The sequence below is a fragment of the Alteromonas sp. G5_S2_22_S1 genome (genome assembly GCF_054968525.1).
Genome location: NZ_JBQKUJ010000013.1, coordinates 119887 through 135433, shown reverse-complemented (window position 1 = coordinate 135433; position 15547 = coordinate 119887). Strand labels below are relative to the sequence as shown.

Here is a 15547-nt window from a genome sequence, read left to right as displayed (position 1 = left end):
CGAATTTTTCTGCTCTGCAAGCAATTGCTCTTCTCGCTGATGTATAGTGGCGTTATATTGCTCAATTTTTTTATTAGCTTCGATTAATTGTGCATTTAGCTTATCTTTTTCGTTTTTAAGTGCACTGATTTGGGTTTCACTATTTTGTGCCTTTTCTGCAACTGCGTGCATCTCGGCCTGCACTTCACTAAAAGCTTGTTGAGAATTAGATAATAACGCTTTTAATTCCGCTTTATCACTGTCTGCCTGCTGGTTAACGCTTTCTACAGTCTTTAACTGTGCACTCAAACTTTTAATCTGGCTTTCTAACAATGATATCTGTTGCGCTGTAGTTTTGTTGTCTTCGGTTAATTGTGCATTTAACTTATCTTTTTCGTTTTTAAGTGCACTGACTTGGGCTTCACTACTTTGTGCCCTTTCGGCAGCTACCTGCAATTCAGTCTGTACGGCTTGCAATTCAACCTGTATTTCACGGAATGCTACCTGCGAATTAGATAATAGCGCCTCCATTTCTTCTTTATCACTTTCTACTTGTTGGTTAGCGCTTGCGACTAATTTTAACTGTGCAGTTAAATCCAGAACTTCATTCTGTAAAGTTGCGATGTGCTGCAACATAGGATTAAAAACGAATCTATATGTACATATATCTTCATCTTCACCAAGATCTTCCGTAAATTCGTAGTATTCACTGGTTAGCTTTTCTACTACCACTTGGATGTCGTTTGAATTCGCATATAAAGGTTTTTTACCAGCACTTACCACAATTGAGTTGAATAAGTTCAGTATGCCCTTTGACTTCAACTCATCAAGAAGGTCGCCAGACAAGCACGGCAACTCTAGAACTAATGTATTTGCGTTACCTGTAACATTATACTCTTTCACGATACCAGTAATAGTCGTGGTTTCTACACCTTGAACTTCTTCTAATGCTAAGTTTGGGTATAAGTTTTTTAATCCCTTGGGCTCTAAGAAGGAAGAGAATTCTTCATTGTTAAAAACTGTAAATGGCTTAACTTCAAACACATTTGGCGTTACTGCTTTATTTAGAAAAACAAATTTTTTTTCATCACCTAGGTTGCTGAAAGAACTTACACGCAATAAGGGATCAACGAAAATTACTTTGTTGAAGTCAGCGTAATTGAAGTTAAGGGATTGAGCCTCGCCAGCTCCAATCCATAAAAGGAATTTAGACATTGAAGTGCTCTTTTACTTGTTTTTCTTATGGGTAATCATTACAGGTGAAATGGATCTATTCTCTGCGCGACCAAACTTCAGGTAGTGAATTAATGGATTCCTATTTTCTTTCGCAACATCAGGGTTTGCTTTTAAGTACCACTTCCCATCAAATTGAGGTGAGGGCTTCCTTCCCTCTTTTGCACCGTACAACAAGTAATGCTCTGCTGGATCTAATCCGGCACCTGATACATCAGGATATGTATCTAAATACCAATCTGCATCGAAAAGGTCACTCGTGTACAAGAGCCCCATATCTTGCGACAACTTCTTGCGCTTTGCACCGTACTTATCAACAACATTTGAGAATTTTTCAACCTTACTAGAAATTTTCCAAAGTTTGGTAGACTTGATTGCTCTGAGTTCAGCAAGCTCAGCCCTTAACTGTTGCTCAGTTGCCTGTTTTCGTTCAAGTTTTGCCTCTAACTGCTTTATCTCGCGGTTTTTTGTTTTTTCATTTATCGTTGCTTCTTTTTTACTGGACTGAACAAAAGCCTGAAATTCTTTTTCTTTAGCAACAAACGCGTTTTGAACCGAAAGTAACTGTTCAGACAACACTGACATTTCCTTTTTCGAAGACTTGAGCTTATCATCAACAGCCTTCATATCTTGAGCATGCTGCGCTATTAAGGCTTGATTAGCTTCATTGTGTTTCTTCGTTAGTTTGGTCTTGGCTTCTTCATACTGTTTTTTTGCTGCGCTTAGTTCTTCCACGTGTTTCTTGGCTGTTGAATTTAATTCAACCTCCTTACCCTCTAAACGCTCTAGCAACAAAAAGCTTTGCTCTATTACCTTGTCATTTTCTAGCTTTAGTTCGTGCCGCTCTATTGCTTGATGAACAAGCATTTCGTTTAACTTATTTAAATTTGGGTAGAAAACAGAGTCTTCATCCTTTAATTGAAAACAAGACTGCAATTTTTTATAGGCCCTAATTAGGTCAGTATTTTGATTGTATAAACTATGGCTAATTACCGCGCCGATATTAACTTCTACTTCATTTTCATCAATAAGTTGTTCACACCAACCTGCAGTCTCGCTCTGCGCAGTGTATTGGCTACAAAACGCAGATAAAGGCACTAAACTAAGTTTATTTTTGTGCTTTTTATATAGGCTGTATAAGTCTTGAATTTGTTGAGTCAAACGATGTATTGACTCGCTTAAGTCGCTGTCATCGTAGGATTGAAGGGATAAAAAAGGTGGCGCTACTGCAACAATTACGCTATTACGCTGACTTAGAAGTGACCCTAAATCATCGATTAACAAGCTGTTCTTAACGTAAACCGTATCGATTAGCTTGTCTTTGAGGTCTTTATAACTCTCTACAACACCTTTAGCGCTTTTTTTGCATAACTGCAGCCAGTATTCCGAACTATCCACTGTGCAAATCACAGACATCAATTGCTCCAAACTTTTTAGTCTTATCTACTACCTAAGAAGGTATTTTAATATACGTGAATATATTATCAGACAGCAAAAAATATCTCACTTCCCAAAACGAGGTTAATTTTAGTAATCATGCCATCGACATAAAAAAGCGACTGTTTTGAAACACCCAAATCGAAACCTAGTCGTTCAACAGATGTTCAGCGGAGAACAAATTGGCCTCTACTGCGCAGAACTGGTTACGTTTCATAAAGGCTTGACACAACAACACAGCTACTTTTTCAGAGCGGAAGTTACCAAGAAAAATGGTGGAATAGCCGAGCTTTTCTAAATTTATCCCAATACCGAATGGCATATTGAGCGATGTGATATTTAAGTGCTGCGTTAAACGCAGAATCAGGTTTAAGTGACGAGCGAACAGTCTTGTTACGGTAGGGTTGTTTATACAAAAAAAGGGGCCTGAGTTTTTACTCAGGCCCCTTTTTCTAATCGAGTATTAATTACTCTCCAGTTGCTTCTACTGCTTCTTCTTCAGCGTCTACAACCGGACGGTCAACTAGCTCAACATATGCCATTGGGGCATTGTCGCCAGCACGGAAACCGCATTTAAGAATGCGAGTGTAGCCGCCTGGACGAGCTTCGTAACGAGGACCAAGCTCGTTGAATAGTTTACCTACAACCTCTTTGTCACCAGTGCGGGCGAAAGCTAGACGGCGGTTTGCAACGCTGTCTTCTTTAGCCATAGTGATTAGAGGCTCGATTACGCGACGTAATTCTTTCGCTTTTGGTAACGTAGTTTTGATCACTTCGTGCTTGACCAAAGAACCGGCCATGTTTTTGAACATAGCTTGACGATGGCTGCTGTTGCGATTCAACTGACGACCACTCTTACGATGGCGCATAGTTTTATCCTTCTCTACAAATCAGTTTGATAAAAACCTGATTAATCTTTTTCAGCGATGCTCTCTGGCGGCCAGTTTTCTAGGCGCATACCTAGAGAAAGACCACGAGATGCTAGAACATCTTTGATTTCAGTTAGCGATTTCTTACCAAGGTTCGGCGTTTTAAGTAGCTCAACCTCAGTGCGCTGTACCAGGTCACCAATGTACTGGATAGCTTCTGCTTTCAAACAGTTTGCAGAACGTACTGTCAGCTCTAGGTCATCTACTGGACGAAGCAGAATCGGATCGAATTCTGGCTTCTCTTCTTTCGCTTCTGGCTCAGACACATCACGTAGGTCTACGAATGCATCTAGCTGTTCAGCTAGGATAGTAGCAGAACGGCGGATCGCTTCTTCAGGATCCAAAGTACCGTTCGTCTCCATGTCGATGATTAGTTTGTCTAGGTCTGTGCGTTGTTCAACACGAGCAGACTCTACACTGTAAGCAATACGTTCAACTGGGCTGTATGAAGCGTCTACTAACAAACGACCAATTGGACGATCATCTTCTTCAGAGGAGCGACGGGTAGAAGCTGGTACATAACCTCGACCCATTTCTACTTTAATGCGCATGCTGATTTCAGCTTCGCCAGTTAAAGTACAAATAACGTGGTCAGGGTTTGTAATTTCTACGTCGCCATCATGCTGAATATCACCAGCAACAACAGGGCCAGCGCCAGATTTCACTAGAGTTAGGGTTGCCTCAGTTTTACCTTCAAGGCGAACCGCTAAACCTTTAAGATTTAGCAAGATTTCAATTACGTCTTCCTGAACACCTTCTTTGGTGCTGTACTCGTGAAGAACGCCGTCAATTTCTACCTCGGTAACTGCACATCCTGGCATAGATGACAGTAAAATACGACGTAGGGCGTTACCTAGAGTATGGCCAAAGCCGCGCTCTAGTGGTTCCAAAGTTACTTTGGCACGAGTAGGAGAAACGTTTTCGATCTCAACTAATCTCGGTTTTAGGAATTCAGTCACAGAACCCACAATGCTTCCTCTTTAGTTAGCTTTACTTAGAGTAAAGTTCGACGATCAACTGTTCGTTAATTTCCGCAGACAGGTCAGTTCTTTCAGGAACGCGCTTGAAAGTGCCTTCCATTTTGCTGCTGTCTACTTCAATCCAGGTTGGCTTCTCACGTTGGTCAGCCAGTTCCAAAGCAGCAACGATACGCGCTTGCTTTTTAGCCTTTTCACGAACAGAAACCACGTCTTCGGCAGAAACGTTAAACGATGGGATGTTCACAACTTGACCATTTACCATGATCGCCTTGTGGCTAACTAGCTGACGTGCTTCAGCACGAGTGCTAGCGAAACCCATACGGTAAACTACGTTGTCAAGACGCTGTTCTAAAAGCTGTAACAAGTTTTCACCTGTGTTGCCTTTTAGACGTGCAGCTTCTTTATAGTAGTTGCGGAATTGCTTTTCCAGAACGCCGTACATACGACGAACTTTTTGTTTTTCACGCAGCTGAACACCGTAGTCAGACAGACGGCCACGACGGGCACCGTGCTGACCAGGCGCTGTATCGATTTTACATTTAGAATCGATTGCGCGAACGCCGCTTTTTAGGAACAGGTCAGTTCCTTCGCGACGGCTAAGTTTGAGTTTTGGACCCAAATATCTTGCCATGATCTTTCTCCAACTGTCCGTCGATTAAACGCGACGTTTTTTCGGTGGACGACAACCGTTGTGAGGAATAGGGGTCACATCGGTAATGTTTGTGATCTTATAACCTGTAGCGTTAAGAGCACGGATCGCAGACTCACGGCCTGGACCTGGACCTTTAACGAAAACTTCAAGGTTCTTAAGACCGTATTCTTGTGCAGCAACACCTGCACGCTCAGCAGCTACCTGTGCAGCAAATGGGGTAGATTTACGTGAACCACGGAAACCTGAACCACCAGATGTCGCCCATGCTAGTGCATTGCCTGAACGGTCTGTAATAGTCACAATTGTGTTGTTGAAAGACGCATGGATATGAGCCATACCGTCTGCAACCTGACGTTTAGCGCGCTTACGCGTGCTACGAGCTGGTGCTTTAGCCATAACTTACTCCCCGTTTACTTCTTAATTGGCTTACGAGGACCTTTACGGGTACGCGCATTAGTTTTAGTGCGCTGACCACGTAGAGGCAAGCTACGACGGTGGCGAATACCACGGAAGCAACCCAGGTCCATCAAACGTTTGATGCTCATAGAGACTTCACGGCGTAGGTCACCTTCAACGGTGAATTTAGCCACTTCGTCACGAAGCTTATCAATAGTAGCTTCGTCTAGCTCTTTGATTTTTGTATTTTCTGCAACACCAGCACCCGCACAAATGCTTTTCGCACGTGTGGGACCAACGCCATAGATCGCTTGGATAGCGATTACAGCATGCTTGTGCTCAGGAATGTTAATGCCAGCGATACGGGCCATTAACAGCACTCCTCTTGTTTATTTGTCGACGACCTAAAAAGCCCGATAGGATACTTACCCGTCGACTAAATTGCAAATTAAGGTTCAAAATACTTTTAAACAAAACTAGCAGAACCTGACAAGTACTATCTAGGTTCTGCTTACTTAGCTTTGTAAATATTCTGTACCGCTTTGATTAGCCCTGACGCTGCTTATGCTTTGGGTCAGAACTGCAAATTACACGCACAACACCGTTGCGCTTGATAACTTTACAGTTACGGCAAATCTTTTTTACTGATGCACGAACTTTCATTACATCTTTCCCCTTTCTATCAATATTAAGGGGCTAACTTATCGGCCGTAGCCTTTAAGGTTAGCTTTCTTCAGCACAGACTCATATTGACTCGACATCAAATGTGTCTGTACTTGTGCCATAAAGTCCATGATAACTACTACGATAATTAGAAGCGACGTACCACCGAAGTAGAACGGAACATTCCAAGCAATTAGCATGAATTCAGGCACTAAACAAATAAAGGTTATGTACAGTGCGCCAGCCAGTGTAAGGCGAGTCATTACCTTGTCAATGTATCGTGACGTTTGCTCACCCGGGCGGATACCTGGGATGAACGCGCCAGATTTCTTCAAGTTATCTGCTGTATCACGCGGGTTGAATACCAACGCCGTGTAGAAGAAGCAGAAGAAGATAATCGCAGCTGCGTATAACATCACGTACAGCGGTTGACCAGGAGATAGCATAAGCGCTACATCTTGCAACCACGCTGTTGATTCATTCTGTCCGAACCATCCTGCGATGGTACCCGGGAACAGAATAATGCTAGAAGCAAAGATTGGTGGAATTACACCAGCAATGTTGACTTTTAGCGGTAAATGGGTGCTTTGCGCAGCAAAAACCTGACGGCCTTGCTGACGTTTTGCATAGTTTACCACAATTCTGCGCTGTCCGCGCTCTACAAATACAACTAGGTATGTAAGAGCGATAACAATTGCGCCAATCAACAGTAGGAACAACAAATTAATGTCGCCCTGCCTTGCTTGTTCCGCTGTCTGGCCTATCGCTGTTGGCAGACCGGCAACAATACCAGCAAAAATCAATATAGAGATACCGTTACCAATACCTCGTTCGGTAATTTGCTCACCTAACCACATAAGGAACATAGTTCCTGTGACTAGACTCACTACTGCCGTAAAGTAGAATCCGAAGCCAGGGTTTATCACCAATCCATTAATCAGGTTAGGCAAACCAGTCGAAATTCCAATAGATTGGAAGATAGCCAATACAAGCGTTAAATAACGCGTGTACTGACTAATTTTACGACGGCCTGCTTCGCCTTCTTTTTTAAGCTCCACCATCGGTGGGTGAACCACCGAGAGCAACTGCATGATAATGGATGCAGTAATGTATGGCATAATGCCCAAAGCCAGAACGGATGCACGCTCAAGCGCACCACCAGAGAACATGTTAAACATTTCTACAATGGTGCCTTTTTGTTGCTCGAACAAGTCAGCAAGTACAGCTGGATCGATGCCAGGGATAGGAACGTAAGAACCTAGTCTGAATACAACAATCGCACCAAGTACGAACAACAATCTTGCCTTAAGCTCACTCAAGCCGCTTTTAGCGCCTGAATCCAATCCTGGTTTAGCCATCTAGCTTATTCCTCTACTTTACCGCCAGCAGCTTCAATCGCTTCTTTAGCGCCTTTAGTAACCTTTAACCCGCTTACTGTAACAGCGCGTGAAACTTCACCGCTCTTAACAACTTTAACGAACTGGATTTCTTTCTTAACGATACCAGCTGCTTTTAAAGTCTCAAGAGACGCAGTGTCACCATCAACCTTCGCGATTTCCGCAAGTGTTACTTGATCAGTAACAAAGCTCTTGCGTGAAGTGAAACCGAACTTAGGAAGACGACGCTGGATAGGCATCTGACCACCTTCGAATCCTGGCTTAACACGGCCACCTGAACGGCTTTTTTGACCTTTGTGACCTACGCCACCTGTTTTACCAAGACCTGAGCCGATACCACGACCAGAACGCTTACCAGTAGGCTTTGAACCTTCGGCTGGAGAAATTGTATTTAAACGCATGTCTTACTCCTCCACTATCTCAACCATGTAATGTACACGGTTGATCATGCCACGAACGGCTGGGGTATCTTCCAGTTCACGAACATGGTTGATTTTACGAAGGCCTAAACCTTTAAGCGTAGCTTTGTGCTTTGGCAAGCGGCCAATTGCACTTTTAGTTTGCTTTACTTTAATCGTTGCCATGTCTGATTACCCCAAAATTTCTTCTACAGACAATCCACGCTTCGCAGCAACTTTCGCCGGGCTGTTCATTTCTGTCAGCGCGTTGATTGTTGCACGTACAACGTTGATTGGGTTTGTAGAGCCGTAACATTTTGAAAGTACGTTTTGTACACCAGCTACTTCAAGTACTGCACGCATCGCACCACCGGCAATAATACCGGTACCTTCAGATGCTGGCTGCATGTAAACTTTAGAGCCAGAGTGACGACCTTTAATCGGGTGCTGTAACGTGTGACCGTTAAGGTCTACGTCAACCATGTTGCGACGTGCCTTTTCCATTGCTTTTTGGATTGCAGCAGGTACTTCACGTGCCTTACCGTAACCAAAACCAACGCGACCGTTACCGTCACCCACTACTGTCAATGCAGTGAAACTAAAGATTCGACCACCTTTAACCACTTTAGAAACGCGGTTTACAGCGATCAATTTCTCTAGAAATTCACCATTTTGAACGTCTTGTTTAGCCATTATAAACTCCTAGAACTGAAGACCAGCTTCGCGAGCTGCATCAGCTAATGCTTTAACGCGACCGTGGTATTGGAAACCACTGCGATCGAAAGCCACTGTTTTAATGCCTTTCTCAAGCGCGCGCTCTGCGATTGCTTTACCGACTACCGTCGCTGCTTCAGCGTTACCTGTAGACTTAAGATCTTTTGCAAGATCTTTCTCAACAGTTGAAGCCGCTGCCAACACTTCAGAACCGCATGGTGCGATTAGCTGAGCGTAGATGTGGCGAGGTGTACGGTTTACTACCAAGCGATGCGCGGCCAGTTCACGAATTTTTGCTCGTGCGCGAGTTGCGCGACGAATGCGAGCTGTTTTCTTATCCATCGTATCACCCACCTACTTTTTCTTAGCTTCTTTACGACGTACGTTTTCGTCAGCATAACGTACACCTTTGCCTTTGTAAGGCTCTGGTGGACGGTAACCGCGAATGTTCGCCGCAACCTGACCAACCACCTGCTTATCGGCGCCTTTCACGACGATTTCAGTTTGGCTAGGAGTTTCAACCGTAATGCCTTCAGGCATTTCGTATACTACAGGATGAGAGAAACCTAGCGTAAGGTTAAGTTTGCTACCTTGTGCTTGTGCACGGTAACCAACACCTAGAAGCGTAAGTTTTTTCTCGAAACCTTGTGAAACACCTTGAACCATTGCATTTAGGATAGAGCGAACAGTACCAGCCTGTGCCCAGCTATCAGCAAAACCTTCACGTGGAAGTGCTTTAAGTTGGTTCTCTTCCTGTGCAACTTCTACAGCGTCGTTAAATACGCGGGTCAAAGTGCCTTTACTACCTTTTACAGTAACTTCTTGACCAGAGATAGAAACTTCTACACCTGATACAACGTCTACTGGGGCTTTTGCTATACGTGACATTTCAACTCCTCCGTTATGCTACATAACCGATGATCTCACCGCCCATGCCAGCGTTACGCGCTGCACGGTCAGTCATCACACCTTTAGAAGTCGACACGATAGCTACGCCTAAACCACCCATAACCTTTGGAAGCTCATCTTTTTTCTTATAGATGCGCAGACCAGGACGGCTTACACGTTCGATAGTGTCAATTACTTGCTTGCCTTCGAAGTACTTAAGCGTAACTTCTAAAACAGGCTTAACGTCACCAGAAGCAGCGAAGTCAGTGATATAACCTTCTGCTTTCAATACTTCACAAATTGCAACGCGAAGTTTTGAAGAAGGCATAGTCACAGAAACTTTCTGTGCCATCTGGCCGTTACGGATGCGGGTAAACATATCCGCGATAGGATCTTGCATGCTCATTATCAGCTACTCCTTACCAGCTGGCTTTCTTAAGGCCAGGGACTTCACCGCGCATCGCTGCTTCGCGAAGCTTAATACGGCTAAGACCGAATTTGCGTAGGTAACCATGTGGACGACCAGTTACACGGCAACGGTTACGTTGACGTGAAGAACTAGAGTCACGTGGCAGTTGTTGTAGCTTCAGAACAGCGTCCCAACGCTCTTCTTCAGAAACGTTAACATCGCTGATAATCGCTTTAAGTGCGGCGCGCTTCTCAGCGTACTTAGCTACTAGCTTAGTACGCTTAGCTTCGCGTGCCTTCATTGATTCTTTTGCCATAACCCTACACCCCTACTTTTTGAATGGGAAGTTAAACGCGTCCAGCAGAGCACGTGCTTCGTCATTAGTATTCGCACTGGTAGTGATAGTAATATCCATACCGCGAACCTTATCCACTTTATCGAAATCGATTTCAGGGAAAATGATTTGCTCACGCACGCCCATGCTGTAGTTACCACGTCCGTCGAATGATTTAGGATTCAAACCACGGAAATCGCGAACACGTGGAATAGCGATTGAAATCAAACGCTCAAGGAATTCCCACATACGCTCGCCGCGTAGGGTTACTTTACAGCCAATCGGATAACCTTCACGGATTTTAAAACCCGCTACTGATTTTCTTGCAACTGTGACTACAGGCTTCTGACCGGCGATAGCCGTCATGTCAGCTTGAGCATTCTCAAGTACCTTTTTGTCAGCAACTGCTTCACCTAAACCCATGTTTAGAGTGATTTTTTCAATCCGAGGGACTTGCATGACGCTTTTGTATCCGAACTGCTTAGCAAGTTCAGCTACTACTGTTTCTTTATAGAAATCATGCAGTTTCGCCATCGTACTCTCCAATATAATTAAACAAGTTCGCCGTTAGACTTGAAGAAACGTACTTTCTTCTCATCTTCGAAACGGAAACCAACGCGATCTGCTTTGCCCGTTGCCGGGTTAACAATCGCAACATTAGAAACGTGAATAGAAGCTTCTTTCTCAACAATGCCACCAGCTACGCCCAGTTGTGGGTTTGGCTTAGTGTGCTTCTTGACGAGATTAACGCCTTCTACAATTACACGGTTATCAGCAATAAGCACGCGAAGAACTTTGCCTTGCTTGCCTTTGTCTTTACCCGCTAATACGACTACTTCATCATCACGACGAATTTTATTAGCCATTATCGTGACTCCTTATAGTACCTCTGGGGCCAATGAGATGATTTTCATGAAGTTTTCACTTCTCAACTCACGGGTAACCGGGCCAAAGATACGCGTACCAATTGGTTGCTTGTTAGCATTAAGCATAACAGCCGCGTTACCGTCAAAACGGATGGTAGAACCATCTGCACGACGAACGCCTTTTCTAGTACGCACCACCACTGCGTTCAGTACGTCACCTTTTTTAACTTTACCGCGAGGAATTGCTTCCTTAACAGTAACTTTGATGATGTCACCGATACCTGCATAACGGCGATGCGAGCCACCAAGAACCTTAATACACTGAACCCTGCGAGCGCCGCTGTTGTCTGCAACGTCCAGGTTAGTTTGCATTTGGATCATGTTAGTGCTCCGCTCTTAAATTAAGACTCTCCCGAGTCGTTAGTGCTGCTAAAAACAACTGGATATCGTTGCTTTTATGTACATACCCCCATAAAAAGGGCGCGAAATAATAACAGAAAACTTTGGGAAGTGATAGCGGTAAATTGAATTATTTTTAAACTATGTGAGCAATAAAAAAGCCCCGACTAAAAGCCGGGGCTGATAACCACGTCATAGGTTATCAAGCAGGATCTTTTAATACGGTTACACGACCTTGTAATTGCTTACTCAAATGCCTGAAAACGCATTCTTTCAACCGACTTACACCAACAGGCTTAGATATGAAGTCATTCATACCACTTTTCAAGCATTTTTCTTTATCGCCGGTTAATACATTTGCGGTTAAAGCAATTATCGGCACGTCTTTAGTTTGTTCACCCAAAGCACGAATTTTTTGTGTCGCTTCTAGCCCGCCCATCACCGGCATATGGCAGTCCATAAAAATCACTGCGTAGGGCGTTTTCTCGGCCAGTGAACGTTTTACTTTATCCACGGCCTCTACACCATTAACTGCGACCTCACTGGGCAGCCCCACTTCCCTGAGCTGTTCTTTAATAACCAGCTGGTTAATTTCGTTATCTTCCACGATAAGGGCTTTTAACGTGCTTAATTCTTGTCGTGTAGGCGGATACGAGTAATCATGCCCACATGCTTTTTCAGCAATAGCACCTGCATTTGCGTCATCAAGCGTTAATGTCACTGTAAACCGTGCACCAATGCCAATATTACTCGACACCTCTATTTTTCCGCCATAATGCTCAACAATCTGCTTAACGATAGTAAGCCCCAAGCCTGTACCGCCGTAGCGTCTTTGCATAGAACTTTCAGCTTGCATAAAGGGGGAAAAGATAATTTTTTGCTGCTGCTCGCTAATGCCAATGCCTGAATCTGTCACAATTAACTTAACTCGGTATCGACCTTTTCCATAACGGGTGCATTTGGTATCGACGGTAATTTTTCCTTCCTTGGTAAACTTTATCGCATTATTGAGCAAGTTGATGAGAATCTGACCTATACGCAGTTTGTCTGCAATAAAGGTTTTATTATTGAGCGCAATTGAACACACAGTGAGTTCAAGGCCTTTTTCTTTCGCCAATCGCGAAAACATAGGAACCTGCTCTTCAATCACCTCCGCTAAATTAGTAGGTGCTTCTTCAAATGAAATATTTCCTGAATCTATTTTAGAGAAGTCCAATATGTCGTTAACAATACCTAGAAGCGCATCAGCGCTTTGCATGGCAATAGACGCAAGCTCGTGTTGCTTAGAATTCAACGATGAGCCTTGTAAGGCTTCCAGCATACCCTGCACACCGTGAATGGGCGTTCTTATTTCATGACTCATATTAGCTAAAAATTCACTACGAGCCTTTAAGGCGCTTTCCGCCATATTGGTTTTGTGCTGCAACTCTGCTTTATCTATATGCATTTGCGTGACATCAAGGGTGGCACCTATTACTTTAACGCAACGCCCCCCTTCAAATACCGGATGAGCTCGACTCTCTAACCAGCGGGTTTCGCCAGTATCTGTACGCACCTCTAATTCGTACGCAAAGTCTTCGCCAGACCTCATCATTTCTGTGAATTGCTCTAAGTAAGTCTTGCGCTGTGTATCGTCTACAATGAATTTGATGATATCTTCGGGCTTCAGAATTTTATCACCATGAACGTGCAGCATACGTCTTAGCGCGCCAGACCAAGTTATCGCCCGTGTATCTACATTGAGCTCCCACGTGCCAACGCCCGCTAAGTTCGCTACTTGATTGAGTAATGAGTTGCGTTCGGTCAGCACCGCTTTTTGTGCATTAAGATTATTGAGAGCCTGCTGCCTTTCAAGTTCGTTTCCAACCCATGATGCAAGCAACAGCAAATAGTCTAGCTCTAAATTGGAAAAAGGTGCTTCCCTTGGGTCAAGCGAAGAGAAGTTAACCGTGCCGAAAAACGCACCAGAAACATAAATATGCGACGCCAAATAACTTTTAAGCGTGTATTTTTCGAAACAAGGGTGGGAAGCACCCGGCGAGACATCAATATTATGATAAGCAATGAATGAATTCGATTTTACAACATCAGCACAGTAGGTTTCAGTTAAGCTGAAAAGGGAATCTAGCTGAATGTCGTTTTCTGGTGTTACCACGCTAAGCACGCTGTATTGTTCGCCGCGTATATTACTTACAATCCCTGTTTCTAACCCGAGAATATTTGTGCCTATGCGCAACAAGCTCTCGAGTTTTTTATCTAACGACAATGAGTGGTCATTAGATATAGTTTGTAGTTTTTTTATGATACTCATGAGGAATCAAGCCCTCCCGGACTGCAATAAAAAAGGCCAGTGCATTAACACTGACCTTTTAAATTTACGAAAGATTTCTATAGATGAAAGTTTTCGCCCTTATCAATTAGTATAATAAATAAACTAAACTATTAATAAAGCACGTTAATTTCATATCCCGTAGGCGTATCTGCTGGCTCTACGGTTACGATGTAGTTCTCCTCTTCGGTAAAACCAAATAGTGCTGTTCTATCAAGTAACACTTGCTCTTCATTATCGTCTTCGTAAACCGCAATCACTTCATAATAGTCAGAGGGAAGCACTTCACTTGTGCTCTCGGCGAACTCGAGGTTTTGCACATCGTATTCAGCGGTATCTATGGTTTCGTCGTTTCTCACTAAATAAAAATCGACGTCATCAAAATCGCTCACAAGGTTGATAAAGTTTACGGTTTTATCGTACGCCTGAGGTAAGCCACTTTCCACGAAGGTTGCCGCCCCTAATACATTGTTAGTATTGTAAATTAGCACCGCTTTACTTTCGCCCTGATTAAGAGTGATAAGTTTATTGCTAAGCGCAGTAACCGCGCCTGATGGATCAGTAACTGTTACGCGGTAGTCACCATAGCGAATAGCGCTGAACTCCGATAACTCGCCTGCGGCAAGGGTAAAGCTTACATCTTCTTCATCGGTATTGCCGCCAAAGGTAACGCTAAGCTCAGCATCTAGGTTGGTTGAGTTATAAATACGATACTGCGAATCGGCCTCAACATCTGTAAGTGCAGTAACGGTAGAAGAGTTAAGAATAGTGTCTACCACTAACCCTTCTTGAATTGCACCACTGACATCGCGAAGGCTCATTAAGTATTCGGTTTCGTATACAAAGTCTAGGGTTTGCGATTCAAATACAACCTCGTCGCTACCTGGCTCTGTAAGATAAATGGTGTACTCGCCTTCATCGAAATAGTCGCTGTCATCGTCTGCGTCCCAGTAGTTTAACTCGGCCATATCGCCTGTTGTTACTGTGCCTAAGAAGTTGGCTGCTTCAAACGGGTCGCCCGACTCACTCATATAAAAATCATAAGATGAGTCATCCACCGCTACAGAAAGCGCAAATAGTCGGAAGTGATCTTCCATTGTTTCGCGCTCATACGAGTAAACGTTGAAAGTAGGGGCATTAAAGTCACCGCTCATCACCACAATGGTTTTGTGGCCTACTTCAAGGTCTACGGTAATCTCATCAATATACACTTCTTGATCATCAGAGTCGGTGCGTATGAATTCGAGTTCTAGCTCACCATCATCCATTGAAAACATAGACGTTGTATCACCAAACTGAGCCGAGCCGAAGCTATCGCCATCAACTTCACGCATTTCTACGTTAGCACCGTTTGGCGAGGCATTGTAAAACTGAATGTAAGCGTAGGAGTAATCTGAACTGCTGCTGTCAGAGCCACCACACGCGGTGAGCCCAAGCAGTGCTACAAGTCCTATTGCTACTGCGCGGAACCCCGTTCCACTAAGCAAAGATTGAGAGGTCAATTGCATAAATTGAATGTCCTTAGAAATTGTTCTTTTGTTGGA

At 43.8% G+C, this 15547-nt stretch carries 21 protein-coding genes; all 21 read right to left on the bottom strand.

The annotated features are described in order from the left end of the window. The coding region (locus tag ACTRWF_RS14445) for a hypothetical protein (protein ID WP_462835757.1) at positions 1–1194 on the bottom strand (1194 nt) is incomplete at its 3' end. 12 nt (positions 1195–1206) lie between these two features. Beyond that, positions 1207–2628, bottom strand: coding sequence for a zinc ribbon domain-containing protein (locus ACTRWF_RS14440; RefSeq protein WP_462835756.1), 1422 nt, complete (start codon positions 2626–2628; stop codon positions 1207–1209). A gap of 488 nt (positions 2629–3116) precedes the next feature. Beyond that, complete coding sequence (gene rplQ / locus ACTRWF_RS14435) at positions 3117–3518, bottom strand: 50S ribosomal protein L17 (RefSeq protein WP_462835755.1); 402 nt, start codon at positions 3516–3518, stop codon at positions 3117–3119. A 41-nt stretch (positions 3519–3559) separates the two neighbouring features. Further along, positions 3560–4549: a DNA-directed RNA polymerase subunit alpha gene (locus ACTRWF_RS14430; protein ID WP_039226687.1), complete on the bottom strand. Its 990-nt coding sequence runs from the start codon at positions 4547–4549 to the stop codon at positions 3560–3562. 19 nt (positions 4550–4568) lie between these two features. Then, positions 4569–5189 carry a 30S ribosomal protein S4 gene (gene rpsD, locus ACTRWF_RS14425; RefSeq protein ID WP_012519214.1) on the bottom strand — a complete coding sequence of 207 codons (621 nt, stop codon included), beginning with the start codon at positions 5187–5189 and terminating at the stop codon, positions 4569–4571. A 24-nt stretch (positions 5190–5213) separates the two neighbouring features. Further along, positions 5214–5606 (bottom strand): 30S ribosomal protein S11, encoded by a 393-nt coding sequence (rpsK, locus tag ACTRWF_RS14420; RefSeq protein WP_012519215.1) that lies wholly within the window; start codon positions 5604–5606, stop codon positions 5214–5216. A gap of 14 nt (positions 5607–5620) precedes the next feature. Next, complete coding sequence (gene rpsM / locus ACTRWF_RS14415; RefSeq protein WP_012519216.1) at positions 5621–5977, bottom strand: 30S ribosomal protein S13; 357 nt, start codon at positions 5975–5977, stop codon at positions 5621–5623. Between the two features lie 175 nt (positions 5978–6152). After that, the gene (gene rpmJ / locus ACTRWF_RS14410; RefSeq protein WP_012519217.1) at positions 6153–6269 is read right to left on the bottom strand and encodes a 50S ribosomal protein L36; all 117 of its coding nucleotides are present in this window, start codon (positions 6267–6269) and stop codon (positions 6153–6155) included. 38 nt (positions 6270–6307) lie between these two features. Next, positions 6308–7627: a preprotein translocase subunit SecY gene (gene secY / locus ACTRWF_RS14405; protein ID WP_012519218.1), complete on the bottom strand. Its 1320-nt coding sequence runs from the start codon at positions 7625–7627 to the stop codon at positions 6308–6310. 5 nt (positions 7628–7632) lie between these two features. After that, complete coding sequence (rplO, locus tag ACTRWF_RS14400) at positions 7633–8067, bottom strand: 50S ribosomal protein L15 (RefSeq protein ID WP_049586735.1); 435 nt, start codon at positions 8065–8067, stop codon at positions 7633–7635. 3 nt (positions 8068–8070) lie between these two features. Continuing rightward, positions 8071–8250, bottom strand: coding sequence for a 50S ribosomal protein L30 (gene rpmD, locus ACTRWF_RS14395; RefSeq protein WP_012519220.1), 180 nt, complete (start codon positions 8248–8250; stop codon positions 8071–8073). Positions 8251–8256: 6 nt separating this feature from the next. Continuing rightward, on the bottom strand, positions 8257–8757 hold the full coding sequence (gene rpsE, locus ACTRWF_RS14390; RefSeq protein ID WP_012519221.1) for a 30S ribosomal protein S5: 501 nt from the start codon (positions 8755–8757) through the stop codon (positions 8257–8259). A gap of 9 nt (positions 8758–8766) precedes the next feature. Beyond that, positions 8767–9120 carry a 50S ribosomal protein L18 gene (rplR, locus tag ACTRWF_RS14385; protein WP_014950908.1) on the bottom strand — a complete coding sequence of 118 codons (354 nt, stop codon included), beginning with the start codon at positions 9118–9120 and terminating at the stop codon, positions 8767–8769. Positions 9121–9132: 12 nt separating this feature from the next. Then, complete coding sequence (gene rplF, locus ACTRWF_RS14380; protein WP_012519223.1) at positions 9133–9666, bottom strand: 50S ribosomal protein L6; 534 nt, start codon at positions 9664–9666, stop codon at positions 9133–9135. A gap of 13 nt (positions 9667–9679) precedes the next feature. Next, positions 9680–10072 (bottom strand): 30S ribosomal protein S8, encoded by a 393-nt coding sequence (gene rpsH / locus ACTRWF_RS14375; protein ID WP_012519224.1) that lies wholly within the window; start codon positions 10070–10072, stop codon positions 9680–9682. 13 nt (positions 10073–10085) lie between these two features. Further along, positions 10086–10391: a 30S ribosomal protein S14 gene (gene rpsN / locus ACTRWF_RS14370; RefSeq protein WP_012519225.1), complete on the bottom strand. Its 306-nt coding sequence runs from the start codon at positions 10389–10391 to the stop codon at positions 10086–10088. Positions 10392–10403: 12 nt separating this feature from the next. Then, complete coding sequence (rplE, locus tag ACTRWF_RS14365; RefSeq protein ID WP_012519226.1) at positions 10404–10943, bottom strand: 50S ribosomal protein L5; 540 nt, start codon at positions 10941–10943, stop codon at positions 10404–10406. Positions 10944–10960: 17 nt separating this feature from the next. Further along, the gene (gene rplX, locus ACTRWF_RS14360; RefSeq protein ID WP_012519227.1) at positions 10961–11275 is read right to left on the bottom strand and encodes a 50S ribosomal protein L24; all 315 of its coding nucleotides are present in this window, start codon (positions 11273–11275) and stop codon (positions 10961–10963) included. A gap of 12 nt (positions 11276–11287) precedes the next feature. Next, the gene (rplN, locus tag ACTRWF_RS14355) at positions 11288–11656 is read right to left on the bottom strand and encodes a 50S ribosomal protein L14 (RefSeq protein WP_012519228.1); all 369 of its coding nucleotides are present in this window, start codon (positions 11654–11656) and stop codon (positions 11288–11290) included. Positions 11657–11876: 220 nt separating this feature from the next. Further along, the gene (locus ACTRWF_RS14350) at positions 11877–13985 is read right to left on the bottom strand and encodes an ATP-binding protein (RefSeq protein WP_462835754.1); all 2109 of its coding nucleotides are present in this window, start codon (positions 13983–13985) and stop codon (positions 11877–11879) included. A gap of 131 nt (positions 13986–14116) precedes the next feature. Beyond that, positions 14117–15511 carry a DUF4397 domain-containing protein gene (locus ACTRWF_RS14345; RefSeq protein ID WP_462835753.1) on the bottom strand — a complete coding sequence of 465 codons (1395 nt, stop codon included), beginning with the start codon at positions 15509–15511 and terminating at the stop codon, positions 14117–14119. Between the last annotated feature and the right edge of the window lie 36 nt (positions 15512–15547).